The organism is Azospirillum oryzae (assembly GCF_900177515.1).
GTDB lineage: Bacteria > Pseudomonadota > Alphaproteobacteria > Azospirillales > Azospirillaceae > Azospirillum > Azospirillum oryzae_A.
This window is the reverse complement of record NZ_FXAK01000010.1, coordinates 417403-440971: the sequence shown is the minus strand read 5'-3', so window position 1 is coordinate 440971 and position 23569 is coordinate 417403. Positions and strand designations below refer to the sequence as shown.

Here is a 23569-nt window from a genome sequence, read left to right as displayed (position 1 = left end):
CCGGAAGGCCACCCGCCGATGCCTGCCAAAGCGCCCCGCAAAGCAGCCGCTCCCCGGCAGCGGCCCGACCTGTCGCTGGAGGCGGGATTCGGCCCCGGCCGCCGCGTCTGCGGCATCGACGAGGTCGGGCGCGGCCCGCTTTGCGGCCCGGTGGTCGCCGCCGCCGTGGTCTTGGCGCCCGAAGGCCTGCCGCCGGAGATCGCCGCCCAGATCGACGACAGCAAGGCGGTCACCCGCCGCCTGCGCGAGGAGATCGAGCCGGCGATCCGGGCGCATGCTCTTGCCTTTGCCATCGCCGAGGCCTCGGCCGCCGAGATCGACGAGCTGAACATCCACAAGGCGACGCTGCTGGCGATGAAACGGGCCTATCTGGCGCTGCCCGGCGCTCCGCCCGACGCGGCGCTGGTGGACGGCAAATTCACCCCCGACATCGCGTGCGAGCGGGTGGCGGTCGTCAAGGGCGACAGCCGCAGCCAGTCCATCGCCGCCGCCTCTATTCTCGCCAAAGTGGCGCGCGACAGCGAGATGTTGCGGTTGTCGGTGCTGTATCCACACTATGGATGGGACCGAAACGCCGGCTATCCAACACCCGAGCATCTGGAAGCGCTGACCCGCCATGGTGTCACGCCGCATCACCGAGTCAGTTTTGCACCAGTGAAACGCCAAAAGGCACTAAGCGGCTGACCCGCCGTCACTTGGCAAAGAAAGCTGTTGACGGCGACTCGGCCGCGACTCATTGTCCGGCCGAGTCCCAGTTCTTTGCCGGTCGTAAAATGCTCCCTGAAAACCGTATCCTGGTCGGCGATTGCATCGCTCTCATGAACGATCTGCCGCCCGCTTCGGTCGATCTCGTCTTCGCCGATCCGCCCTACAACTTGCAGTTGGGTGGCGAATTGCTGCGGCCGAACCATACCCGCGTCGCCGGGGTGGATGACGAATGGGACAAGTTCGACGATTTCGAAGCCTATGACCGCTTCACCCGCGACTGGATGACGGCCGCCCGCCGCATCCTGAAGCCGGAAGGCTCGCTGTGGGTGATCGGCAGCTATCACAACATCTTCCGCGTCGGCGCCACGCTGCAGAATCTGGGCTTCTGGATTCTGAACGACATCGTCTGGCGCAAGACCAACCCGATGCCGAACTTCCGCGGCACCCGCTTCGCCAACGCCCATGAGACGATGATCTGGGCGGCCCGCGACAAGGACGCGCGCTATCGCTTCAATTACGAGGCGATGAAGAACCTCAACGAGGATCTTCAGATGCGCAGCGACTGGCTGCTGCCGATCTGCAGCGGCGGCGAACGCCTGCGCGACGAGGAAGGAAAGAAGACCCACCCGACGCAGAAGCCGGAATCGCTGCTGTACCGGGTGATCCTGTCCTCGTCCCGCCCCGGCGATGTGGTGCTGGATCCCTTCTTCGGCACCGGCACCACCGGCGCGGTCGCCAAGCGGCTCGGCCGCAAATGGATCGGGCTGGAGCGCGACGACACCTATGTCAAGGCGGCCCAGGCCCGCATCGACGCGGTGGAGGAGGCGCCGGAAGCCGCGATCCTCGACACCCCGCCCAAGCGCAGCGCGCCGCGCATTCCCTTCGGCTGGGTGGTGGAGCGCGGGCTGCTGCGCCCCGGTTCGACCCTGTTCGACCAGCGCCGCCGCGTCGCCGCCCGCGTGCGCGCCGACGGCACGCTGATCGGCTCCGGCCCGCGCGGCGACCATCGCGGCTCGATCCATCAGGTGGGTGCCGCCATGGCCGGGCTGCCGGCCTGCAACGGCTGGACCTTCTGGCACTATGAGGAGGGCGAGGATCTGCGCCCGATCGACGTGCTGCGCGAGCGCATCCGCTCGGAGATGCACTGAGTCCGCCCCTGACCTGTCCGTCTGGCATGGGAATCGGCGGGGACGGCGGCTTGGCAGCGGTGGCGCCGCCGTGTTAGGGCTGTCGCCCATGAACAAGCTCTTCGCCACCGTCACCGCCCCGGTGCCGCGTTCGGCCCCGGCGGCGCTGTCCACCCGTTGTTTCGTCCGCGATCTGGTGATGGACGCGCTGATCGGCGTCTATGCCCATGAACGGCTGAAGCCCCAGCGCATCCGCCTGAACCTCGACCTCGAGGTGATCGCCCCCGGCGTCACCGGCGAGGACATGGCGACAATCGTCAAGGGCGTGGTCACCCAGGGCCATGTCACGCTGGTGGAGACGCTGGCCGAACGCATCGCCGAGCGCTGCCTCGCCGACGCGCGGGTGACGATGGCCAAGGTGCGGGTGGAGAAGCTGGACGTCTTCCCCGACGCCGCCAGCGTCGGCGTGGAGATCGAGCGCGCCCGCGCCTGACCGTTTCCCACCCGATAGAAGAGGAAGCCGCCTCCCGTGTCGTCTCTCGCCGTCCTCACCGCCGAACAGACCGCCGCCCGCCTTCCTTTCCCCGCCTTGTGCGACGCCGTGGCCGCAGCCGCCCGCGACTATGCCGCCGGGCGCATCACCAGCCCGGAGCGGCAGGTGCTGCCGCTGCCCGACGGCGGCGTGCTGCTGTCGATGCCGGCGACATCGGCGGACATCGCCATCCACAAGCTGGTCAACGTCAATCCCGGCAACGGCGCCCGCGGACTGCCGACCATCCATGGCGTGGTCAGCGCCTTCGACGCGCCGACCGGCGCGCCGCAGGTGATCCTGGACGGCCCCACCGTCACCGCGCGCCGCACCGCCGCCGTGTCGATGCTGGGCATCCGCACGCTGGCCCCGGCTCCGCGCCATGTCGCACTGCTCGGCGCCGGCACCCAGTCGGCCGGCCATGTCGCGGCGCTGGCATCGCTCTTCCCTGGCATCCGCATCGACGTCCACAGCCGCAGCCTGGACAGCGCCAAGGCATTCTGCGCCAGGCAGGACGGGCAGGGGGTGGAGTTGCGGCCGATGAGCGGCCCGGTCGATCCGGGGGCCGAGGTGGTGATCGCGCTGACCACCAGCCTGTCTCCCATCTATGACGAGACGCCGCGCCCCGACCGCCTGCTGGTCGGCGTCGGCGCCTTCAAGCCGGAGATGGCGGAATTCGGCCCGACCGCCGTCCATGGCAGCGAGCTGTTCGTCGACGATCCCGCCGGCGCCCGCCACGAGGCCGGCGATTTCATCCAGGCCGGGGTCGAGTGGGGCACCGTCAAGTCGCTGGTCGATGCGCTGGACGGCCGCGCCACGCCGGGCCGCCCGCGCCTGTTCAAGAGCGTCGGCTGCGCCGCGTGGGATTTGGCGGCGGCGCGCTGCGCGCTGGGGCAGGGCGCCTGACCGCGTCCCTCACCGCCCCCGTCAACGCCGCAGCGGCACCGCGCGCTTGACCAGCCGGCGGTCCATGTCGGCCGCGGCCACCGTCGGCTCGCCCAGGCTGCGCATGACGAAGGCGAAGGTGTCCATCACCCGGTCCAGCACGATCTCGTTGTCGTCCGGGCGGCGGCTGACCGACACCACCGCATAACCGGCGGCGCGGGCCACCGCCGGTTCGCCGCGCAGGCCGCGCACGCCCCAGCCGGCCAGCGCATCCTTGCAACGGAACAGCTCGGCGGCGAAACCGCCCGCCGACTGGGTGCGGCCGACCACATAGGCGGCGGCGACAGCCAGCGGCGCCAGCAGCCCGTCCCAGTCCAGGCAATCCTCCCGACCGACCCATACCCCGCCGACCGAGCAGGCGGCGGCGCCGATGGCCTCGCCCAGCCCGGCGCGGAAGGCACGCAGCGACTCCACCGCCTCGGCCGCCGGCATCGGCTCCACCCGGCGTCCCTCCGGCATCAGCATCAGCCGGCCCGCCCATTCCGACGAGGGCGGCAGCTGTTCGGTCAGGCGCGCGAGCAGCGCCTCGCGGGCGGCGGCGAAGGGAACGACCTCGGACATCGGGGCCTGCGGCAATGGTGTGGAGGGGAGGGCGAGTAGAAGCCCGAGAAGCCTGGAATTGTCAAGAGCAAGCCTGCGCATCGGCAACCCAGGGGTGCGTCGCGGCGGCAATGTCACGGGCCGGCAGCGCAAAGCCGGTCCTTTCCGGAAAAAATCCGCGGCTCTGCGTTTTTCCGCTTGCCAGGATTCATCATCGGCCATATAAGGCGGGCCTCTGTTCCCGGTTAGCTCAGTTGGTAGAGCAGCGGACTGTTAATCCGCTTGTCGCTGGTTCGAGTCCAGCACCGGGAGCCATCGCGCGGGTGTAGCTCAGTTGGTTAGAGCGCCGGCCTGTCACGCCGGAGGCCGCGGGTTCAAGTCCCGTCACTCGCGCCATTCTCTCCTATATCTCCCCAATTCGATGTAGCGGATGATGGCGACTGCCCCACCGGGCGGCTTCGCGCTATCATGCGTTCTTCGCCGCGTCCACGATGCGGCCGATGGCGCCGGTTCCCTGTTGTACGGAGTCTGCGCGCCGAACGGCCGCGCAACAGCCGGGGAGGAACCGCTCATGCGTTTGTCTGACAAGGTCGCCGTCGTCACCGGCGGGGGATCGGGCTTCGGCGAGGGCATCGCCCGCCGCTTCGCCGCCGAAGGAGCCCGCGTCATCGTCGCCGACCTGGACGAGGCGGCCGCCGGCCGCGTCGCCGACAGCCTGGGCGAGACGGCGCTCGCCGTCCGCGCCGACGTCGCGGTGGGGGAGGATTACGAGGCCATCGTCTCGGCCGCGCTCGGCGAATTCGGCCGGCTCGACATCCTGGTCAACAATGCCGGCTACACCCACCGCTACGGCTCGATGCTGGACGTGGACGAGGCCACCTTCGACCGCATCTATGCCGTCAACGTGAAGTCGATCTATCACAGCGCCATCCACGCCGTGCCGGTGTTCCGCGCCCAGGGCGGCGGCGTGATCCTGAACATCGCCTCGACCGCCGGGCTGCGGCCCCGGCCCAACCTGACCTGGTACAACGGCTCCAAGGGCGCGGTCATCACCCTGACCAAGTCGATGGCGGCGGAACTGGCAGCCGACAACGTCCGCGTCTGCGCCATCGCCCCGGTGGCCGGCGAGACCGGCATGCTCCACCGCTTCATGGGCCAGGACACGCCGGAACGCCGCGAGCAGTTCCGCAGCAGCATCCCGCTGGGGCGCCTGTCGACGCCGGGCGACATCGCCAACGCGGCGCTCTATCTGTGCTCCGACGAGGGGAACTTCCTGACCGGCGTCTGCCTGGAGGTGGATGGCGGGCGGTGTATCTGAGCGCTTCTTGAGGAAGTTAGACCCCCACCCTAACCCTCCCCCGCTGGGCGGGGGAGGGAACTCCGCCGCTCTTCCGGTTCAGCGACCAATCCCCCTCCCCCGCCCAGCGGGGGAGGGTCGGGGTGGGGGCAAGTGGAACCGTCCATTTGCGCCACCACCTCCTCCTCAACCACCTCCTCCACCTCCTCCCGCTTCTCGTCGGGCAGCACGGCGTCCAGCAGGCGGGCAATGTCGTCGGTCGGCAGCAGGGCGCCATAGCCCGGCGCGTTGTAGTCCCAGTCATATTCGGCGAAGCCGCGGAACCCGGCGATGACCGGGTCGCTCGCCCATGCCTTCCTCAAGGCCTGGCGGCGCAGCTCCGCCGGCACGTCGGGGCGGAGAAAGCCGGTGTAGTCGCTGCCGGCATCCAGACTGTCCAGCGAGGGCAGCTCCGGCGCCTCTTCCTCGGCAACCTCGGCCTCGGCCGTTTCCGCCGGCAGCATGGCGGGCGCCTCCGGCACTGCCGGTTCGGCGACCGGTTCATCCTTCCGCGCCTCACGTTTCAGCCGTGACCAGCGGCCGAGGAAGCCGATCTCTTCCTCCATCCGCTCAGTCATGCTGCGGCCCTCCGGTGCGGCGGCGGAGCGCCAGGGCTTCCGGGTCGGCTCGGTCGCGTTTGCGCTTGTGGAAGGGGCGCTCGACGTAGTGGCGGGCGACGAAGCCGTCCATCCACAGCAGCAGCGGAATCGGCAGCGGCAGCGCCTCGATCACGTCGTCGCCGGCTTCGGCATGGGTGTCGATCTCGCCGGGGTCAGCGGTGACGGCCAGCAGCCGGATCCCCGGCGCAGGGCCGCCCGGCCGCAGGATGACGTAGGCGCTGGGGCTGCCGCCGTCGAGGTTGTGCTTGTAATTCTCCGTCTCGGTCGGGAACAGGGCGATCTCGGCGGTGCCGGCGTAATGGCGCGTCCAGTCCGGCCCTTCGGCCAGCACGCTCCAGTCCGGCAGGGTGGGATCGGCCGGAACCAGCATCACCGGCTGCCAGCGCGCCTCGATCCAGGGATTGTCGACGCGCCGCCGCTCCACCACCACGCCGACGCTGCGCCGTTCGGCGCGGTCGGGCGGCGAGGCCGGGGCTGTGGCGATGGAGGTGGGGGAAGACGGGAACTCGCTGGGCATTGTCGGTGTTCCTGATGGGCTGGGACCGGACGGCCGAAGCCGGACTCCGTCCCCGGTACAACGCGCCAAAGGCCGATTGGTGCCGCCGCGCGCCATGCTCCGACGGATTCCCCCGACGGTCGCCCAAAGGCCGAAGGCCAAAGGAAGGATGCGCCATGCGCAAGATCGCCGCCGCCCTGCTCCTGTCGGGGCTCTTGTCCGGCCTGCCGCTGCTCGGCGCCGCCGCGCAACAGGCGGATCAGCAGCAGTCCCAATCCGGGCAGCCCCAATCCGACCAGCCCCAATCCGACCAGACTGGGGCGGCTCCGGTCGAGTCAGGGTCGAAGGAGTCCACCGGCGACGCCCTCGCGCGCGATGCCGGGGTTCAGAAGAGCCAGGATCCTCAACCGACGCCGCAGGGCACCCGGCCGCCCGATGCGTCCAGCTCCGCCGCCACCGGCAGCAGCGAGCTGCAGCAGGCGCTCGCCGCCGTGCGCCGTGCGCCGCCCGACCTGAACGGCAACCCGGTGCCGCGTCCCAACCAGTGGGCGAGCGAGCCCGATCAGCCCAACGAGCCGACGCGCTCGCAGAACCCGTCGGACCTGACCAGCCAGGAAGTCAAATAATCAGAGGTCAGCCGGACACCCGGCGGCTGCGGACGCGGATCAGGCCGCTGCCCTCCGGATCGGCGCGGTCCGGCTTCAACATGGCGTCCAGCAGACGGGCGTCGCTGGTCCAATAGGGCACGTACCACGTGCGGTCGGGGTCCATCACCAGCGCGCGCTTCGTCGCCGCGTCATAGGCGCCCAGCGGAGCGATGTGGCCGACGCCGACATCCCCGGTCAGCGTGCCCTGGTCGAAGGCCAGCAGGATGATGTCGTCGGCTCTGCGCTCGTTCTCGGCCAGGATGCGGCGCAGCTCGGCCAGCGTGGCGGGAGAGGCGTCGCGCGGGCGCCAGACCTCCACCTCGGCATCGATGTCGTAGGCGGCAAGGCTGCGGCGGACATAATCGACCAGCTCCCCGAACGAGACGCCTTCGCCGTCGTCGGCGGTGGCGGCGCGCCAATGGTCGTCGTCCAGCCGGTCGAGCAGTTGCCTGCCCGTCACCAACCGGTCCGAGGCCAGGGCGGGCAGGCCACGCAGCGCGTTCAGCATCATCGTCACGCTGGCCAGCGAGCAGGAGGCACCGGTCGTCTGCGGCACGTAATAGGGGCTGAGCGCCCAGTAATCCGGCGCCGGGGCGTGGCGGACATAGTCGCTGGAACGCGTGATCGGCATCGCGTCCGGGCCGAACTTCGGCTTCAGCTCCTCCTGCGCCCAGGCGGGCGTTGCCAAGGGCGTTGCCGTGCAGGCGGTCCACAGCAGAAGGCCGCTTCCCAGGATTTTCGCCAAAGCCCCTGCGGTCAACGTCGCTTGCGTCATCTGAAAACGGTCTCGGTCCGTCTGGTCTGATAGGGGATGCGCCCCGTTCCGTTACCGGGGCGCGGCCTGCATATGGTGCGCTGCGGTGCGGGAGCCAAGCAGCGGAAAGTTCGAACCGGGTTTCCCCAAAAGCGGAAGGGCGGAGCCCGCGCCGCCCGATCATCGAGCGAAACGGGCCCCGCCCATGCCGCGGGGCCGGCGCATCGAAGGCGTAGCCCCGATGCGCCGTATCCGGGCCTTGGTCAGACGGCGTCCCAGAAATGCTCCAGACCGACCGCGGCGACGCCGTCGGCGCCCATCTTCGCCCAGGCGAGATCGTGGATGCCCATGGCGAAGGCCGGCGAGGATGCCTGCAGGGAATAGTCGTTCCAATAGGCGTTGGTGAACATCGGCTTGCCGACCACATCGTGATCGCCGTACTTCGGCACGTTGTAGACAAGGTTGTTGTCGATGACGAAGTCGTTGGCACTCAGCAACTCGGTGTAGTCGTCGAGCGGCAGGGTGCCCATGACCACGTTCTTGGTGATCGTGTTGTTGTGCGGGTCGCCGGCGGTGCCGTGCACCGGCTGCCATTCGATGCGGATGAAGTCTTCCTTGTTGCTGGCGATGACCGAGAAGTTGTTGGTCACCACGTTGTTGTCGCCACCATGGATCTGCACCGAGGCCCAGTCGGCGTCCTTGATGAAGTTGTCCTTGACGGTGATGCCGCCGGCCATGTCGTCCAGATAGATGCCGAAGCCCTTCTGGCCGTACATCCAGGTATCCTGCGCGCTGGTGGCCAGCCCGTTGGCGTGCTCGATCCAGTTGCCCTGGATGACCATGCCGGTGTTGGCGCTGGACCGGCCCAGGATTTCGATGGCGCCGTCGTCGGCGGTCTCCAGCCCGGTGTAGGAGATGTGGTTGTACTGGATGATGTTGTTGTGGTTCACCGTGTTGGTGGTGCCGCCGTAATCCTTGAACGAGATGCCGTAGCGCGCGCTGTGGTCGATGTCGTTGTTGGAGATCAGGTTGTTGTCCACCCCGGTGCCGATGATGCCGGCCACCGCCTTGCGCACTTCGCCGATGTTGCTGATCGTGTTGGCATAGATGCTGTTGCCGTTGCTGCGGCCATCCATCTCGATGCCGTTCTCGGCCATGTGGTTCAGCGTGTTGTGGGCGATCTGGTTGTTGGAGGAGCCGGCGGTCAGCTTGATCGCCGTGCCGACGTTCAGGAAGCTGTTGTCGCTGATGTGGTTGCCGTCGGCATTGTTCAGCAGCAGGGCGTCGCCGCCGGTGGTGGTGTTCTTGAAGGTCAGCCCGTCGATGGTCACGTCGCTGGCGCCGTTCAGCTTGACCAGCGTACCCAGCCGCGGCACCTCGACCCCGGTGGAGACGAAGCCGGAGCTGGCCGCCTTGTAGAGCAGCTTGCCGTCCGTGTTGCGCCACGCGAACTCGCCCGCCTGATCGACGTAGGAGGCGTTGTTCAGCAGCTTGTAGGTGGTGCCTTCCGCAAACGGCAGGGAGGCGCCGTTCTTCAGCATGATGGTGCGGGTGGAGGCGTTGAAGCTGGCGATGCTGGTCAGCGTGTCGCCCAGCCGCTCGGCATCCATGATCTGGATCAGCGTGCCCGGCTGGATGTCGGCGCTGGTCACCTCGGTGCCGTGGGAGCGGATGTACCAGCCGCTCGGGCCGCCTGAGGCCGCATCGGCGAACTTCCAGCCGCTGGTCACGTCGGCGGCGTCATAGGCGTACTTCTCGGCCAGATGCTGGCGGACGTCGCCGACGATCAGGTCGAGGTTGCTGGCGGTGGCGAGCTTGGCCGAATAGAGGCCGTTGCCCTCGCTGGTGAAGCTCTTCACCACCTCGCCGCCGCTCAAGACCGGCTTCTCGCCGGGATAGTTCTGGAAGCTGTGGCCGTTGTCGAGCGAGGTCAGCTCCAGCGTCTTGGTCAGGTGATAGGTGCCCTCGCGGACATAGGTGGTGTCGATGGTCGAGCTGGCCCGCATGGCGGCCTGGGCCTTCTCCAGGCTGGCGAAGGGGCCATCGGTGCCGTCGGCGTTCGGGGCCGCCAGCTTGCCGGACCACGTATCCTTGCCGTTGGCGGCGACGTAGAAGGCCGGCTTGGTCGGGGCGGTCGGGACCGGGGTCTGGTTGATGGGCGCGTCGCCGAACAGGTCGGCGCCGGCCTTGACGTTCAGGGCGCCGCCCCAAAACAGGCCTTCCTGGCCCTTGACCACGTCCTTGCCGTCGACGGCACCCTTGTCATAGGTGACGATGCTGTCGGTGGCGGCGACGGTGTGGCCGTTGATGGCGACCGACTTGACGTACAGGTTGCGGTCGACGCCGTTCACGGTGGCGTCGTTGTCGTACCAGACCTGGACGGTGTGGGCCTTGGTCGGATCGACGTTGGCGGTGAACTTGTAGGCGGAGGTGGTGGCCGCGGCCTTGGCGTCGCCGATCACCTGCCCGTCGACCAGCAGCTTGAAATGCGCCGCCTGTCCGCCGGCCGAGGTGCCGTAGGCGTTGACGACGATGTCCACCGACTTGCTCGGCGGCGGCGGGGGCGGCGGGACATAGGCGCCGCCGAAATACTCCTCGGGCACGCCGAAGGTCAGGGCGCCGCCCCAAAAGAGGCCTTCCTGGCCGGCGACAACGAATTTGCCGTCCACCGGACCCTTGTCGTAGGAGGCCATGTCGGAGGTCGACGCGATGGTCTTGCCGTCGATGTTGATCGACTTGACGAACAGGTTGCGGTCAACGCCGTTCACGGTGGCGTCGTTGTCGTACCAGACCTGGATCTTGTGGGCTTCGTTCGGGTCGACCTTGGCGGTGAAGGTGTAGTCGGTGGCCGAGGTGGCGTTGACCCAGGCATCGCCCACCACCTGATCGTCCACCAGCAGCTTGAAGTGCGGGGCCTGCCCGCCGGCGCTGATGCCATAGGCCTTGACCTTGATGGTCGTGGTCATGCTGGCCGCGGTATCCGCATCCGGGGAGGTGGCGGCGGACGAGAACATCGTGGCGGGCAGCGGCACGTTCAGCGCGCCCGGCCAGTACATCTCCGTCTGCCCGCCGATGACGTTCAGGCCGTCGACCTTGCCGGTGTCGTATTTGACCGACGGGTCGATCGACAGGATGGTCTTGTCGTTCACCTCGAACGACTTGACGAACAGGTTGCGGTCCACGCCGTTAACCGTGTCGTCGTTGTCGTAGACCAGCTGCAGCGCGTGCGCCTTGTCGGCCGGCACGTTGGCGGTGAAGACGTAACGCGACTGGGTGGCGGAGGAGACGGTGGCCTCGCCGATGCTGGTGCCGTCCAGAAGCAGTTGAAAATGCGGCCATTTTCCGCCGGCTGCCGTGCCCCAGGCATTGACCGCGAAGGTGACCTGGATCGTGCCGTCGGTGTTGGTGGTAGCCATTTTGGAACTCCGCTTTATGGGTATCGCCTCGTTCCGCAGGCTCGTCCGTTAGCCTTAATCGCGTACTAACACTTATGGTTAGGAAATTATGAATGAGGGGGTTTCCCGTGGCAGAACTGAGACAAAAATGGGATATCGCCGATTGGGCATGATTTGGCCAAAAATGAAACTTTGCTGATGCGATGAAGGATTGGGCATGCATTCGGCAGATTTTTCCCACTCGACTTGAGCTTGGCCGTTCCGCGTCGATGCGATGCTGAGAAACAAGCTCAAATGCCGAAATTCTTTGATGCTTTGACTTGGCCTTTTCCCCGTGGATAGGCGAACGCGCTTGCCGGATGAATGACGGGTTGAATGGAACCGAACGGCCCCGCGCCGCGTCTAGAACGAGCATCCCGACGATGCGGAGCGAAGCGGCGGAGGCGGCGGGCGTGGACGGCGGAACAGATGGTGGGCGGTGGGATGGCGGCCGGGAACCGGGACCGGGACAGGACAGGCCTCCCGTCGACCGCGTCAACCTCGCCCTCTGGCTGCTGGGCGTGCTGGCCGCGGCGGCCTCGCTGTGGGTTCTGCAGGCGGCGGCGTCCATCCTGATCCCACTGACGTCCGCCTTCTTCGTCGCGATCGCGGTGGCGCCGGTCGGCCGCTGGGTGCGCGGGCAGGTGCCGCGCCGCCTGTCCTGGCTCGGGCTGACCGCGTCGATGCTGCTGATCCTGGTCATCCTCGCCGCCTTCTTCGGCAGCATGGCCCTGGTGGCGCAGCGGGTGGCGGAGGATTTCCCGCAATATGCCGAAGCGCTGGGCAAGCTGTGGGCCAAGGCGAACCACTGGATCCGGGGCGCCAAGGCCGACCTGACGGCGGCGCAAGGCGGCCAAGGAGCCGGACAGGGGGCGGGGCAGGCGGCAGGGCAGGGCGGCACGGTGCCGGTCGACCCGATCACCGGATTTGCCAAGACCGCCCTGTCGTCCGCCGGGCAGACGATCTCGATCCTGGTGCTGACCGTCTTCCTGTCGCTGCTGATGCAGTTGGAGGCGCCGGTCTGGCGCGAGAAGATCGTCATGACCCTGGGCCGCGAGCGCTGCCGCATGGCGGTGGAGGCGGTGACCGCCATCGCCCAGCAGTTCCGCCGCTATCTGGTGGTCAGCAGCGTGCTGGGGCTGATCACCGGCGCGCTTTATGTCGGCTGGCTGTCGCTGTTCGGCGTGGATCTGGTTCTGCTGTGGGGATTCCTGGCCTTCCTGCTGAACTATGTGCCGGTGGTCGGGTCGGTGGTGGCCGGTGCGCTGCCCGTGCTGCTGGTCCTGGCGACGCAGGATGCCGGCACCGCGATGGCCGTCGCCGCCGGCCTGCTGGTGATCGAGCAGGTGATGGGCAACTTCGTGGCCCCGCACATGCAGGGCAAGCAGCTGGCCATCTCGCCGCTGGTGGTGATGATCGCGCTTCTGCTGTGGAGCTGGCTGTGGGGAGCCGCCGGTGCGCTGCTGGCGGCACCGATGGCTGTGCTGATCGCCATCACCCTGAACCACGCCGACGCCCTGCGGCCCTTCGCCATCTTCATGAGCGACAAGAGCGACCGCGAACGCTTCGACGCCCACACCCATCCGGAGTGAGGGCGGCGGAGTGAAAGCGGAACCGCGATTTTGCGGCGCACAATGTTGCAACCGGATAGAAATGTCAGTGGTTTGCGCAAAGTAGGAATGTCAGTAGGTCAGGCTTAGGCTTGACGGTGTGTCGGGGGGCCGGCCTTTTTCGGCATATCTGGCATGGATGCGTTTGGGATCGGCTCGGCGGCGCGGTCAAGCCCCATCGCCGCTTTGCGGTGCGCCGCAGGCGCAGGGCTTGACGGCGGCGACGATCGCCGAGCCATCATCCTGCTGCCAGAAATGCCGGCCGCATCGGGTCTTCAAGTCGGGGGCAAACACCTGCGGTCAGTCGGCCGCGCAGGCACTGTCGGGTGGTCCGCCCTGCCGCTTGCGCCGGCCTGTCTTGCGGTAGCCGGTCTTCTCGCTGTTGGTCTTCACCCGAGGTGGAGGTCGGCTCTCCTGCATCTCCTTCACCTGGGCCAGCACCGCACTCAGCCGCTTGTTCTCCACAACGTCGGCCTGGGTGACCCGCTGGTCCTTGTCGAAGGCCCGATAAGACAAGGCCACCCCCTTCCATCGCACCTCCAGACGGCCATCGGCGAAGGCGTAGGTGTCGACATACTGGCCAACCAGCCCCCGCGTCAGCTCGGTTTCCTCCAGCATGATCAGCTTGCGCTCGTAGGACAGCGTCAGCTGCTGCCCGACATGGCGCTGTTCGCGCCAGCACAGCACCTGGCGCAGCCGATCCGGCGCGATGTTCAACGGCCGGTGCAGATCGTCCGGCCGGGAAGGGGGCAGGGCAAAGCGGGCGTTGAAGCGCTCGACGAAGCCGGGCAGGAAGGCGTTGCCCGCCTCGATGCCGGTGATGCCGGCCAGCCGCAACTCCTTCACCAGCCGGTCCTGCAGCGTCCGGTTCACCCGCTCGACCCGCCCTTTGGCTTGGCTGGAGTTGGCACACAGGATCTCGATGTTCAATTCCGCCAAGGCCCGGCCGAACTGCGTCATGCCCTGGCCCCCCTTCGCCTCGCGCTGTGGAACCCGGAACACCGTGGCTTTGTCCGAGTAGAAGGCCAACGGCCGGCCATGGGCGTTCAGATAGCCCTCCAGCGCCTCGAAGTAGGAAAAGGCGCTCTCCGATTGAGCGAAGCGAAGCTGCATCAACTGGCCTGTCGCATCGTCGATGAACACCAGAAGCGTGCAGGGATCGGCGCGATCCTCGAACCAGCGGTGCTCGCTGCCGTCGATCTGGATCAACTCGCCGAACCGCTCGCGGCGCAGCCGGGGAGGGTGGAACTGCCGGCGCTGCCGACGCGACAACCACAGACCAGCGTCCGTCATCCACTGGCGCAACGTCTCGCGCGAGACCGTCAGCCCATGCTTGTCCCGCAGCAGTTCCGCCGCCAGGGTCGGGCCGAAATCGCCATACCGGCTGCGAACCAACTCCAGCGCCCGCTCCCGCACATCATCGCCAAGCCGCCGGTTCGATGGACGGCCGCGCCCCCGGTGAACCAAAGCACCGCCGCCACCGGCCTTGTAGCGCGCCAGAAGCCGCCACACCTGACGCTCGCTCAAAGCCAGAACCGACGCCGCCGATCCGATCCCACGGCGACCGCTCAGCACCTCGCCGAGAACCTCGACCCGTTGCAAGTCCCGTTCGCTCATCGTGATCCAGCCCATCGCCAGCCTCCCAGCCGTCGAAAACCGGATGGAAGACTGACACTTCTATGTTGCGCTGGACTGACATTTTAGCTTTGCGCCTACACACACAAGTGACACATAAGTTGAATTATGGAAATTGGTGACGGGCGCAGCTCCGTCGATTGCGGCCTGGCTCGGCACATGATCCGACGGGCTTACCGGTGCCGGGAAGAAAAAATGTCGGAGGTCGCGGAATAAACCGGTTCGCCGCCGGTCCACCCCCGCAAGACCGCGGCGAGACACACCGAGGATTTCCTTATGCGACATTCCACAGTGGCAGCCATAGCCCTCGTCCTGATGGCCGGAATAGCGACGTCGAGGCAGGCCGAAGCCCAAAGCGCCGACGCTGCTTCAATCGAGCCGCCCGCAACGGCCGCACTCGACGAGGAAGCCCCGTTCCTCGCGGAAAACACCGTCGCCATGGACAAAATGATGTCCGGCATGGCGGTCAAGCCAACGGGCGATGTCGACGCGGACTTCACCGCGATGATGATTCCTCATCATCAGGGCGCAATCGACATGGCGCTCGCCGAACTGCGCTATGGGAAGAACGAGCAGCTTCGGCGCATCGCCCAAGAGATCATCGTCGAGCAGCAGCAGGAGATCGCCGCCATGCGCATGGCGTTGGGGCAGCCGCTGCCGCCGTCCATGCCGGTGCCGACCCAGGTCCAGCCTCAATCACAGGATCTGAAGACCGCCCCGTCTCCAATGCACATGCACATGCACATGAATAAGGATCAGTCCCGATGAAGATTCGTCTGCTTTCCACGCTGGCGATGATCGCCGGATCCGTGCTTGCCGGGAATCTGCCCGCCTATGCCGGGCAAGCGCCGTACGCCAGCACCGCGCCGGATTTCCCGATCAGCCATCGTGATCGCGTCTACGCGGCCGAACAGTTCTCGAACACGGTTTCGGTCATCGATCCCGTCGACAACAAGGTCCTCGGCGTCATTCGACTGGGCGATCCGCAGCCGGCGAACTTCAGTCCTCTCTACAAGGGGCAGGTCCTGGTCCATGGCATGGGCTTCTCGCCCGACCGCAAGACCATCGCGGTCGTGTCGATCGGCTCCAACTCGGTCACCTTCATCGACACGGCCACCAATTCGGTCAAGCACACCACCTATGTCGGACGCTCGCCTCACGAAGCGTTCTACACTCAGGACGGCAGCGAGGTCTGGGTCACCGTGCGCGGCGAGGATTATGTCGCGGTCCTCAATGCCAAGACCTTCGAAGAGAAGACCCGCATCAAGACGCCGAACGGCCCCGGCATGCAGATCTTCTCGCCGGACGGAAAATACGGCTACATCTGCTCGTCCTTCAACCCGGAGACGGACGTCGTCAGCGTGGCGGACCACCAGATCGTCGCCCGTGTCCAGCAGGCAAGTCCATTCTGCCCGAATATCGCGGCGACCCCGGACGGCCAACAGGTCTGGTTCACGCTGAAGGATGTCGGCAAGACCCAGATCTTCAACGCCCAGCCGCCGTTCGACGTGATCAAGACGCTCGACACCGGCCCGATCACCAACCACGTCAATTTCGCGCACAACGCCAATGGGACATTCGCCTACGTCACCGTCGGCGGCCTGAACGAAGTGAAGGTCTTTCGCACCGATACGTTCGAGCAGGTCGCGACCATCCCCGTCGGCAACCTGCCGCATGGCATCTGGCCCTCCGGCGACGGCAGCCGCATCTATGTCGGGCTGGAGAATGCGGACGGGATGGCCGCGATCGATACCCTGACGAACAAGGTGATCGCGACCGTGCCCATCGGTCAGGCACCGCAGGCGATCACCTATGTGCCCGACGCTGTGCCCGAGGGCCCCGGCACCGACAACCTGACACCGCTCGGAATCGCCGGGCAGGCGGCGCATCTTGATCTTGCGGTCTCGGCGAACGGGAAACCCGGTAAGGTCGTCACGACGGTGTCGTTGTTCGAACAGGGCCTGATCCAGGTTCTTCAGGCCTCCGTGACGGGCCTGGAGCCCAAGAAGCCCTATGTGCTGGCGCTGGCCGAGACCGGAACCGGCCGAGGAGCATTGCAGCCGCTCGCCGCGTTCATGACGAATCCGGCCGGATCCGCGATCGTCAATGCGTCGGGGCCGATCCGGCAGATCGTGCAGAGCACCACGAAAGCCGAAAAGCGGTATCTGGTCATCGCCGAGGGCACGGCGGCCCAGCCCGGCGCCGTCGTCCAAATCCAGGCGCGGTAGCATTCGGCCCGCCCGCCGCGAACGCAGCGGGTGGGCTGGCCCAAAGTCCATCGCCGCACAAGTCTCATACCGGGTTCGGAAAGTTCTGACTTTCCAAACCCGGTGTCGCCCGCGACTGCGGGCGCGCGCCGAAAGGCGCGAAGCCTGCGTGGCGCATGAACGCAGCGGTCAGAATTTTTCTGACCGCGTATCATAGTCTACAGTCGCACGATGTCCGATCATGATCGAACTTCTCGAACCCCTCATTCCGGCGCTTCGCCGATACGCGCGTTCGCTGCTTCGCGACCGCACGGCGGCCGACGATCTGGTTCAGGACTGCCTGGAACGCGCGATCGCCCATTGGAGTCAGCGTCGGGTCGGCGGCGACACCCGCAGCTGGGTCTTCACCATCCTCCATAACCTGGCGATGACGGAGTTGAAGCGCAGGGCCCCGCGATCTTCGGACATCAGCGTCGAGTCCGCCGAAAACTGGCTCTCGACGCCTCCATCGCAGGAGGATGGCCTGCACCACCGCGCCCTGCTGCATGCGCTCGCAGCACTTCCCGAGGATCAGCGCGCGGTCATTCTGCTTGTCAGCATCGAGGACCTTTCCTATGCGGATGCAGCCAAGGTTCTGGATGTTCCAATAGGGACCGTGATGTCACGCCTGTCGCGTGCGCGCGAAAAGCTGCTGAAGAGCATCAAGGACATGCCGGCCGAACCCGCCGAACGACCCCATTTGCGGAGGGTGAAATGACCAGTCGTCCGATCACCGAGGACGATCTCAACGCCTTCGTCGACCAGCGCCTCGATCCCGCTCGGCTGGCCGAGGTGGCGGCCTATCTGGAGGCCCATCCCGACGTGGCGGAGCGCGTGAACGGGTACGCTGCTCAACGCGGCGAACTCAGAGCCCTTCTCTTGCCGATCTCCGACGAACCGGTCCCCGCGGCGCTCAACGTCCGGCACATCGCGGAAGGTCACGGACGCCGATCCCGCCTGCCCTGGTGGGCGGCAGCGGCGGCGGCCGTCCTGTTGATCGGCTTGGGCGGCGCCGGCGGCTGGACGATGCGGGGGTGGTCCGGCCCGCCGCTGCAAGGCATCGCCTCGCTTGGCCAGGAGGCCGCGGACAATTATGCCGTCTACGGTCCCGACCATGTCCGTCCCGTCGAACTGCGTGCCGGTGCCGGCACCGAACTTGCCGATTGGATCTCGACGCGCCTGGGGCGGCAGATCGCAGCCCCCGACCTCGAAGCGTCGGGCTACCGCTTCATGGGCGGACGTGTCGTCGCAACCCCGCACGGGCCGGCAGCGCTCTTCATGTATGACAACGACCGCGGCACGCGCCTCGTCATGCTCAGTCGCCCGATGGCAGTCGATCACGACGTCCCGATGCAGCCCCTGAGCCAGGCGGCGGCCAGCGGCTTTTCATGGGCGGCCAAGGGCATGGGCTACAGTCTGGTGGGTCCTGCCGATGCGCAGTCACTTCTGCATCCGATTGCCGACGAGGTGCGGCGTCAGATCGGCAACGATGCGTAAACGCCGCCCGGCCTCGCGACCGGACGGCGTTCGGAACCCTGCCGACAAAGGCGCGTGAGGCTCAGGCGGCGTTCTCGCTCAGCACGCCGCGGCGGATCTGGTCGAGTTCGATGGATTCGAACAGCGCCTTGAAATTGCCCTCGCCGAAGCCCTCGTTGCCGATGCGCTGGATGATCTCGAAGAAGATCGGGCCGATGACGTTCTGGGTGAAGATCTGCAGCAGCAGGCCCTGGCCTTCGGTCGGGGCGCCGTCGAGCAGGATGCGGTTCGCCTGCAGGCGCTTCAGGTCCTGGCCATGGCCGGGCACGCGGGCATCGACACGCTCGTAATAGGTGTCGGGCGTGTCCTGGAACGGCGTGCCCATGCCGCGCATCGTCTCCACGGTGTGGACGATGTCGTTGGTGCCGAGCGCCACGTGCTGGATGCCCTCGCCCTTGTAGTCGCGCAGATATTCGACGATCTGCGACTTGGTGTCGGCGGACTCGTTGATCGGGATGCGGATCTTGCCGCAGGGGCTGGTCATCGCCTTCGAGCGCAGGCCGGTCAGCTTGCCCTCGATGTCGAAATAGCGGATCTCTCGGAAGCCGAACAGGCGGGTGTAGAAGTCGGCCCACTCCTCCATCCGCCCGGTGTGGACGTTGTGGGTCAGGTGGTCGATGTAGGTCAGGCCGGCGCCCTTGGGATGCTGGTCCACACCCGGCAGCGGCACGAAATCGACCTCATAGATGCTGCCGCGCTCGCCATAACGGTCGACGAGGTAGATCAGCGAATCGCCGATGCCCTTGATGGCGGGGATGTTCAGTTCCATCGCGCCGACGCGGTTCTCGACGCCCCAGGCGCCGAGGTCGACGGCCCGGCGGTAGGCGAAGGCGGCGTCGGCGACGCGGAAGGCGATGGCGCAGATCGACGGGCCGTGCTGGGCGGCGAAGTTGCGCGGGAAGCCCGACGGCTCGGCATTGACGATGAAGTTCACGTCACCCTGGCGGTAGAGCGTGACGTCCTTCGACCGGTGGCGGGCGACGGCGGTGAAGCCCAGCTGCTCAAACAGGCGGCCCAGAGCCACCGTGTCCGGCGCGGTGAATTCGATGAACTCGAATCCGTCGGTCTTCATCGGGTTTTCCCACATGTCGGCCATGATCGCCTCTCCCTTGGTTCATTCTGCGATCAGTATGCCGGACTATCGGTGGAAATAGCTTTCAAAGTGGGGCAGGCACTCCTATGATTTTGGCAGGATTTTCCGTCCTCTTCTGCTGATCCGGAGAAATTTGCCATTGTCCGCCGCCCTATCGGAAATCGACATCAGAATTCTGGTCGCCCTGCAGGAGGACTCCCGCCTGACCGTGCAGGAGCTGGCCGACCGCGTCGGCACCTCGCCGTCCTCCTGCTGGCGCCGTCTGAAGTCGCTGGAGGAGACCGGGGTGATCCGCCGCTACACGGCGCTGGTCGATCCCAAGGCGGCGTCGGTCGGCGAGTGCGTTTTCGCCCATGTGACGCTGGACCGCCATTCGGCCGAGACCGCCGCCGTCTTCATCGACGCGGTGCGCAAGCGGCCGGAGGTGCTGGAATGCTATGCGGTGTCGGGCGATGCGGACTATCTGCTGCGGGTCGCGGTGCGGGCCATCGCCGACTACAACCGCTTCCTGGAGGAGTTCGTCTTCCAGCTGCCCTTCCAGGTCCGCATCCGCTCCAACTTCGCCCTGAAGGAAATCAAGTTCGAGACGGCGCTACCGCTGGGGGGTGGGGCGTAGCGCCCCACCTCGCCTCTCTCCCCTACCCCGCCACGCGGCGCTTGGCCTGCACGGCCGCGGCGGCTGCTGCAGGATGCGGGCCGGCGATGCGGTCGAGCAGCAGGTCCAGGCCGGTGCGGCTGGTCTCGAAGGCCACCCGGGCACGGGTCAGCGTCTGGGCTGAGGCGGCGGCGAGCGCCTCGCGGTCGTCGGCCCAGGCCGCCAGGATCGGCAGCGCCGCCTTGACGAAGTCGGCGTCCCGCGGCACCAGCCCGTCGGCCGGAATGTCGGAGCCGATGCAGCCGCGCTCGTATGCCAGCACCGGCACGCCGGCGGCCATCGCCTCGAACAGCACCAGCGGCTGCGCCTCGTTGCGGTACTGGGTCGGGAAGACGAAGACGTCGATGTCGCGGTAGAAGGCCTCCTTGGCCTCGCCATGCACCGGGCCGTGATATTCCACCGCCCCGTCGAAGGCCATCAGCCCGGCGGCGACCATCGCGTTGTCCCTCGGCTTCAGCCCGGGTCCGGCCAGCACCAGCTTGGCGTCCACCCCCTCCAGCTGCAAGGCGCGCAGCAGGGCGAACAGCGTGTCCAGGCCCTTCTCGCCGCACAGGTTCGACAGGTGGCCGATGCGCAGGGGACCGTCGCGCCGCGGGCGCGGGGCCGCGTCGGGCGTGGAGAAGATGGCGTTCGACATGGTCATGCAGGTGCGCGCCGCCGGATAGATCGACTGGAAGCGCATCTGCATCGCCGGGCACAGCAGCACATGGGTGCAGTCGGCGCCGGCCACGCGGGTCAGCAGCCGCATCCGCCAGGTCGGTTTGCTGATGGTGGCGAAGGAGTGATGGTGCAGCACCTGCTCGTAGCCGAACAGCCGCGCGGTCCCGGCCAATGCCGCGGTGTAGAGCGTGCCCCAGCCCGAATCCACCGGCATGTAGAAACGGCGGTCGGCTTTCCGCAGCCCGGCGGCGAGCCGGCCCATGGTGCCGAACACCCGCGTCATCTTGCGCAGATGGTAGGCGACGCCGCCGCCGTTCCAGCCGGGCGACAGGTCGGCGACCTCCACGCGGCCGCGCCCCCGCATGCGGTCCTGCAGACGCTCCAGCACCAGGGCCGTCACCCGGCTCATCCCGTCCACCGGAGGCGGCAGGCGCCCGGAGACGACCACATGGGTGCGCGCGTTCCGTTCCATCGTCAACTCCCGGTCAATGCCGCTCCGGTCGACCGGCCATGCTGGCCACCCTCCGGACCGGCGGAATAGTCGGACACATAGTCCGTGTCCGCGCTGCGCTCCGCCTTGGGGCCGCCCAGCGCCACCACGGCCTTCTCCACCGACTGGGCGAAGAAGCTGGCGTCGGCCAACGCCTGGAAGGGCCGCCCGTTCAGGCTCAGACGGCGCCACTCGTCCTCGTCCCCTGCGACCGACAGCATGTAGCGCGCCAGCCCCTCGGGGTTGTCCGGCTCCACGATGTGGCCGTTCAGCCCGCTGCGGATCAGCACGTCGCGCGCGCCGCACTGGTCGGACAGGATGGTCGGCACGCCCATGGCCAAAGCCTCGTTCACCACCAGACCGAACTGCTCCTCCAGCGACGGCAGAAGCAGGCAGAGCGTCGATCCCAGCGTCTCGGCGATCCCCTTTTCCTGCAGGAAGCCGCGGAAGATGATCGACCCGTCCAGACCGCGCCGCGTCACCTCGGCCCGCAATTCCGCCTCCAGCGGACCGGATCCGCAGAGGTGGAGCGGACGGGCGGCCGGACCGGCCAACTGCCGGTAAATGTCGTAGGCTTCGACCGCCCGGAACAAGTTCTTCTTCGGGACGAAGCGCGCGATGATGGTGAAGTGGCGGTCGGCGAAGGGTACTCCCCCAGGGGCCGGCTCCATCCCGGACAGTCGGCGGATGCGGTCCAACGACAGCGTGTCATACCCGATATAGAGCCGATCCTTCGGGAGTCCCAACAGACGGAAGTAATCCACCGTGCGGTGACTTCCGCCGATCCCCGCCTGATAGGGGGAATAGAAGACGCTCTTTACCATCTCCCGCCACAGGATGCGCGGCTTGTCGTCGTATTTGGACGCGTTCATGTTGATGACCTTGCGCCCCATCAGCCGCATGGTCAGGGCGAGCGCGAAGACGTCCGGATCCTCGTAATGGCACAGGAAGACATAGCGGGCGTCGACGCGCCGGCATTCGCGCAGCAGCGCGCGGTACACCGTGGCCGTGGACAGGTCCGCCTTCGACTGGCCGGGAAACAGGGTGATCTTGCGGAAATTCTGCCCGGAACCGGTCGAATCCCAGGCGTAGGTGTGCGATTTCGACCCGACCTCCAGCCCGATCACGTCATAGACGTGGCCCAGCCGGCGGCCGACCGCTTCCATCCGGTCCATATGGTAGGGGCCGAACATCTCCCAGCTGAAGACCAGCGCGGGCTTCTTCATGCTGCCTCTCCCAACAGAAGGCGGGCGTAGCGGTCGAGCGCCACGGCGCGGGTGGCGTTCGCCTCCACCCAGGCACGGCCGCGGCGGCCCATGGCGGTGGCGCGGGCGGGGTCCGACAGCAGGGCCGCCACCGCCTCGGCCATGGCGCGCGGCTCCTCCGGCGGGGTGCACAGGAAGGCGCCGACCTGCGCCTCCAGCGTGGCGAGCGCCGATCCCGGCAGGCAGGTGCTGACGAAGGGCCGGCCGGCGGCGAGGATGGTCACCGCCTTGCCGGGCATGGCGAAGGCCGCCCCCTCGGGCCGCTGGGGCACGAGATGGACGTCCCCCTCCGCCATCGCCTCGTTCAGCTGGTCCTTGGGCGCCAGCGGCTGGAAGATCACGTTGCCCAGCCCCATGGCGCGGGCGCGCGACTTCAGCTCCTCCTCCAGGCCGCCCTGCCCGCGCAGCTTGATCCGCGCCCGCGGCATCAGCTCCGCCAGATGGCCTGCCATGTCCAACACCTGCTCCAGCCCCTGCTTGCGGGCGAAAGCGCCGCTGTAAAGCGCCGTCGGCGGCTGGTCGGGACGCGGCAGCGGATAGACCGCGTCGGCATCGACATGGGGCGGGATCACATGGATCGGCCGGGTGACGCCCAGCTCCTCCAGCACGCCGCGCATCGGCTCCGACAGGACGACGATGGCGTCGGCGCGGTTCAGCGCCCGGCGCTCCATGGCGCGGATTGCCTTGACCGCCGCCTTGCCGCCCATCCCCAGCGCGCCGGCAAGGCCGGACTGGATGTCGTGGACGATGGCGACGTGGCGCCCGCCCGGTGCCTTGAAACGGTCGGCGACGCCCACCGAAAGGATCGACGGGCAGAGCGACAACACGGCGCTGTGCCGCCCGACCCGGCCGCGGACGCGGGCAGCGGCGAAGCCGGCATGCAGCACGCCCTCGTGGATCAGCCGGGCCTTCATGCCGCCGCCGGCCGGCGGGATGGTGTGCAGCCGCTCGATCAGCACCCCGTCCACCGTCTTGCTGTCCTGCGACCCGTCGGCGTAGCCGTCATAGACCCTGTTGCCGGGATAGTTGGGACGCGCGGTCAGCACCGTGGTCTCGGCCCCGGCCGCCGCGAAGGCGGTGGCGAGGTCGGTCATCATCGGCGCACTGCCGGCCGGTTCCGGCCAATAGCTCTGCGCCACGAGCAGCAGCTCCTCCGGCACCGGCACGTCCGCCAGGGAAAGAGAGCTGGACGGCCGGTCGGTGACCGGCTCCCGCAGATGGATGGAATCGTCCGGCATCGGCC

At 67.4% G+C, this 23569-nt stretch carries 22 protein-coding genes and 2 tRNA genes; 14 read left to right on the top strand and 10 right to left on the bottom strand.

The genetic code is table 11. The features are described 5' to 3' along the window. Positions 1–18: 18 nt before the first annotated feature. The 4 genes from B9N97_RS33755 (at position 19) to lhpI (ending at position 3270) form a co-directional block, all read left to right on the top strand. A complete protein-coding gene (locus B9N97_RS33755) occupies positions 19–684 on the top strand; it encodes a ribonuclease HII (protein WP_085092180.1) in 666 nt (221 codons plus the stop codon). Between the two features lie 89 nt (positions 685–773). Then, positions 774–1856, top strand: coding sequence for a site-specific DNA-methyltransferase (locus B9N97_RS33750; protein ID WP_085092179.1), 1083 nt, complete (start codon positions 774–776; stop codon positions 1854–1856). A gap of 88 nt (positions 1857–1944) precedes the next feature. Next, positions 1945–2328: a dihydroneopterin aldolase gene (locus B9N97_RS33745; protein WP_085092178.1), complete on the top strand. Its 384-nt coding sequence runs from the start codon at positions 1945–1947 to the stop codon at positions 2326–2328. 36 nt (positions 2329–2364) lie between these two features. After that, complete coding sequence (lhpI, locus tag B9N97_RS33740; RefSeq protein ID WP_085092177.1) at positions 2365–3270, top strand: bifunctional Delta(1)-pyrroline-2-carboxylate/Delta(1)-piperideine-2-carboxylate reductase; 906 nt, start codon at positions 2365–2367, stop codon at positions 3268–3270. A gap of 21 nt (positions 3271–3291) precedes the next feature. Here lhpI and B9N97_RS33735 read toward each other — a convergent pair whose 3' ends face one another. Continuing rightward, positions 3292–3870, bottom strand: a complete 579-nt coding sequence (locus B9N97_RS33735) for a hypothetical protein (protein WP_244561075.1) — start codon at positions 3868–3870, stop codon at positions 3292–3294. Between the two features lie 218 nt (positions 3871–4088). Between B9N97_RS33735 and B9N97_RS33730 the strand changes: the two genes are divergently transcribed. From B9N97_RS33730 to B9N97_RS33720, 3 genes are all read left to right on the top strand, one after another. Then, positions 4089–4164: transfer RNA gene (locus tag B9N97_RS33730), tRNA-Asn, on the top strand. A 4-nt stretch (positions 4165–4168) separates the two neighbouring features. Beyond that, a tRNA-Asp gene (locus B9N97_RS33725) sits at positions 4169–4245 on the top strand. 175 nt (positions 4246–4420) lie between these two features. Continuing rightward, positions 4421–5167, top strand: coding sequence for a glucose 1-dehydrogenase (locus B9N97_RS33720; protein WP_085092175.1), 747 nt, complete (start codon positions 4421–4423; stop codon positions 5165–5167). Between the two features lie 29 nt (positions 5168–5196). Here B9N97_RS33720 and B9N97_RS33715 read toward each other — a convergent pair whose 3' ends face one another. Both B9N97_RS33715 and B9N97_RS33710 read right to left on the bottom strand, forming a co-directional pair. Next, positions 5197–5763 (bottom strand): DUF3306 domain-containing protein, encoded by a 567-nt coding sequence (locus tag B9N97_RS33715; protein WP_085092174.1) that lies wholly within the window; start codon positions 5761–5763, stop codon positions 5197–5199. After that, a complete protein-coding gene (locus B9N97_RS33710) occupies positions 5756–6322 on the bottom strand; it encodes a DUF3305 domain-containing protein (RefSeq protein WP_085092173.1) in 567 nt (188 codons plus the stop codon). The genes B9N97_RS33715 and B9N97_RS33710 overlap by 8 nt, the downstream gene beginning before the upstream one ends. Before the next feature lie 155 nt (positions 6323–6477). Here B9N97_RS33710 and B9N97_RS33705 point away from each other — a divergent pair, with 155 nt between their 5' ends. Next, positions 6478–6927 (top strand): hypothetical protein, encoded by a 450-nt coding sequence (locus B9N97_RS33705; protein ID WP_085092172.1) that lies wholly within the window; start codon positions 6478–6480, stop codon positions 6925–6927. 7 nt (positions 6928–6934) lie between these two features. Here the strand turns inward: B9N97_RS33705 and B9N97_RS33700 are convergent, their stop codons facing one another. Both B9N97_RS33700 and B9N97_RS33695 read right to left on the bottom strand, forming a co-directional pair. Further along, positions 6935–7723, bottom strand: a complete 789-nt coding sequence (locus tag B9N97_RS33700) for a phytochelatin synthase family protein (protein ID WP_085092171.1) — start codon at positions 7721–7723, stop codon at positions 6935–6937. Positions 7724–7965: 242 nt separating this feature from the next. Beyond that, the gene (locus tag B9N97_RS33695) at positions 7966–11118 is read right to left on the bottom strand and encodes a carbohydrate-binding domain-containing protein (RefSeq protein ID WP_085092170.1); all 3153 of its coding nucleotides are present in this window, start codon (positions 11116–11118) and stop codon (positions 7966–7968) included. 401 nt (positions 11119–11519) lie between these two features. Between B9N97_RS33695 and B9N97_RS33690 the strand changes: the two genes are divergently transcribed. After that, the gene (locus B9N97_RS33690; protein WP_085092169.1) at positions 11520–12728 is read left to right on the top strand and encodes an AI-2E family transporter; all 1209 of its coding nucleotides are present in this window, start codon (positions 11520–11522) and stop codon (positions 12726–12728) included. Positions 12729–13046: 318 nt separating this feature from the next. On the opposite strand, the gene B9N97_RS33685 is transcribed toward B9N97_RS33690, so the two are convergent. Further along, on the bottom strand, positions 13047–14378 hold the full coding sequence (locus B9N97_RS33685; RefSeq protein ID WP_085083673.1) for an ISNCY family transposase: 1332 nt from the start codon (positions 14376–14378) through the stop codon (positions 13047–13049). A gap of 279 nt (positions 14379–14657) precedes the next feature. Between B9N97_RS33685 and B9N97_RS33680 the strand changes: the two genes are divergently transcribed. The 4 genes from B9N97_RS33680 to B9N97_RS33665 all read left to right on the top strand — a co-directional run bounded on the left by B9N97_RS33680 (position 14658) and on the right by B9N97_RS33665 (position 18124). Further along, on the top strand, positions 14658–15149 hold the full coding sequence (locus tag B9N97_RS33680) for a DUF305 domain-containing protein (RefSeq protein WP_085092168.1): 492 nt from the start codon (positions 14658–14660) through the stop codon (positions 15147–15149). Beyond that, entirely contained in the window at positions 15146–16609 is a 1464-nt protein-coding gene (locus B9N97_RS33675; RefSeq protein WP_085092167.1) for a YncE family protein, read from the top strand. The genes B9N97_RS33680 and B9N97_RS33675 overlap by 4 nt, the downstream gene beginning before the upstream one ends. A gap of 220 nt (positions 16610–16829) precedes the next feature. Further along, positions 16830–17345 carry a sigma-70 family RNA polymerase sigma factor gene (locus B9N97_RS33670; RefSeq protein ID WP_085092166.1) on the top strand — a complete coding sequence of 172 codons (516 nt, stop codon included), beginning with the start codon at positions 16830–16832 and terminating at the stop codon, positions 17343–17345. Beyond that, positions 17342–18124 (top strand): anti-sigma factor family protein, encoded by a 783-nt coding sequence (locus B9N97_RS33665; protein WP_085092165.1) that lies wholly within the window; start codon positions 17342–17344, stop codon positions 18122–18124. Before B9N97_RS33670 ends, B9N97_RS33665 begins: the two co-directional genes overlap by 4 nt. A gap of 61 nt (positions 18125–18185) precedes the next feature. Here B9N97_RS33665 and hppD read toward each other — a convergent pair whose 3' ends face one another. Further along, positions 18186–19259, bottom strand: coding sequence for a 4-hydroxyphenylpyruvate dioxygenase (gene hppD, locus B9N97_RS33660; RefSeq protein WP_085092164.1), 1074 nt, complete (start codon positions 19257–19259; stop codon positions 18186–18188). 136 nt (positions 19260–19395) lie between these two features. Between hppD and B9N97_RS33655 the strand changes: the two genes are divergently transcribed. Next, positions 19396–19872 (top strand): Lrp/AsnC family transcriptional regulator, encoded by a 477-nt coding sequence (locus tag B9N97_RS33655; RefSeq protein WP_085092163.1) that lies wholly within the window; start codon positions 19396–19398, stop codon positions 19870–19872. A 22-nt stretch (positions 19873–19894) separates the two neighbouring features. On the opposite strand, the gene B9N97_RS33650 is transcribed toward B9N97_RS33655, so the two are convergent. From B9N97_RS33650 to B9N97_RS33640, 3 genes are read right to left on the bottom strand one after another with little or no spacing between them, the layout of a single operon-like run. Then, complete coding sequence (locus B9N97_RS33650) at positions 19895–21043, bottom strand: glycosyltransferase family 4 protein (protein WP_085092162.1); 1149 nt, start codon at positions 21041–21043, stop codon at positions 19895–19897. Positions 21044–21045: 2 nt separating this feature from the next. Continuing rightward, the gene (locus B9N97_RS33645) at positions 21046–22287 is read right to left on the bottom strand and encodes a glycosyltransferase family 4 protein (protein ID WP_085092161.1); all 1242 of its coding nucleotides are present in this window, start codon (positions 22285–22287) and stop codon (positions 21046–21048) included. Then, a complete protein-coding gene (locus tag B9N97_RS33640) occupies positions 22284–23564 on the bottom strand; it encodes a glycosyltransferase family 4 protein (RefSeq protein ID WP_085092160.1) in 1281 nt (426 codons plus the stop codon). The genes B9N97_RS33645 and B9N97_RS33640 overlap by 4 nt, the downstream gene beginning before the upstream one ends. Positions 23565–23569: the final 5 nt, after the last annotated feature.

Excerpts from the sequence above, each read along its gene's own strand:
- B9N97_RS33640 (WP_085092160.1), bottom strand. The coding sequence starts at position 23,564 with ATGCCGGACGATTCCATCCATCTGCGGGAGCCGGTCACCGACCGGCCG.
- B9N97_RS33645 (WP_085092161.1), bottom strand. The coding sequence starts at position 22,287 with ATGAAGAAGCCCGCGCTGGTCTTCAGCTGGGAGATGTTCGGCCCCTAC.
- B9N97_RS33710 (WP_085092173.1), bottom strand. The coding sequence starts at position 6,322 with ATGCCCAGCGAGTTCCCGTCTTCCCCCACCTCCATCGCCACAGCCCCG.
- B9N97_RS33750 (WP_085092179.1), top strand. The coding sequence starts at position 774 with ATGCTCCCTGAAAACCGTATCCTGGTCGGCGATTGCATCGCTCTCATG.
- B9N97_RS33680 (WP_085092168.1), top strand. The coding sequence starts at position 14,658 with ATGCGACATTCCACAGTGGCAGCCATAGCCCTCGTCCTGATGGCCGGA.
- B9N97_RS33700 (WP_085092171.1), bottom strand. The coding sequence starts at position 7,723 with ATGACGCAAGCGACGTTGACCGCAGGGGCTTTGGCGAAAATCCTGGGA.
- B9N97_RS33695 (WP_085092170.1), bottom strand. The coding sequence starts at position 11,118 with ATGGCTACCACCAACACCGACGGCACGATCCAGGTCACCTTCGCGGTC.
- B9N97_RS33735 (WP_244561075.1), bottom strand. The coding sequence starts at position 3,870 with ATGTCCGAGGTCGTTCCCTTCGCCGCCGCCCGCGAGGCGCTGCTCGCG.
- B9N97_RS33670 (WP_085092166.1), top strand. The coding sequence starts at position 16,830 with ATGATCGAACTTCTCGAACCCCTCATTCCGGCGCTTCGCCGATACGCG.
- B9N97_RS33720 (WP_085092175.1), top strand. The coding sequence starts at position 4,421 with ATGCGTTTGTCTGACAAGGTCGCCGTCGTCACCGGCGGGGGATCGGGC.
- B9N97_RS33715 (WP_085092174.1), bottom strand. The coding sequence starts at position 5,763 with ATGACTGAGCGGATGGAGGAAGAGATCGGCTTCCTCGGCCGCTGGTCA.
- B9N97_RS33650 (WP_085092162.1), bottom strand. The coding sequence starts at position 21,043 with ATGGAACGGAACGCGCGCACCCATGTGGTCGTCTCCGGGCGCCTGCCG.
- B9N97_RS33745 (WP_085092178.1), top strand. The coding sequence starts at position 1,945 with ATGAACAAGCTCTTCGCCACCGTCACCGCCCCGGTGCCGCGTTCGGCC.
- B9N97_RS33675 (WP_085092167.1), top strand. The coding sequence starts at position 15,146 with ATGAAGATTCGTCTGCTTTCCACGCTGGCGATGATCGCCGGATCCGTG.
- B9N97_RS33755 (WP_085092180.1), top strand. The coding sequence starts at position 19 with ATGCCTGCCAAAGCGCCCCGCAAAGCAGCCGCTCCCCGGCAGCGGCCC.
- B9N97_RS33690 (WP_085092169.1), top strand. The coding sequence starts at position 11,520 with ATGCGGAGCGAAGCGGCGGAGGCGGCGGGCGTGGACGGCGGAACAGAT.
- B9N97_RS33665 (WP_085092165.1), top strand. The coding sequence starts at position 17,342 with ATGACCAGTCGTCCGATCACCGAGGACGATCTCAACGCCTTCGTCGAC.
- B9N97_RS33685 (WP_085083673.1), bottom strand. The coding sequence starts at position 14,378 with ATGGGCTGGATCACGATGAGCGAACGGGACTTGCAACGGGTCGAGGTT.
- B9N97_RS33705 (WP_085092172.1), top strand. The coding sequence starts at position 6,478 with ATGCGCAAGATCGCCGCCGCCCTGCTCCTGTCGGGGCTCTTGTCCGGC.
- hppD (WP_085092164.1), bottom strand. The coding sequence starts at position 19,259 with ATGGCCGACATGTGGGAAAACCCGATGAAGACCGACGGATTCGAGTTC.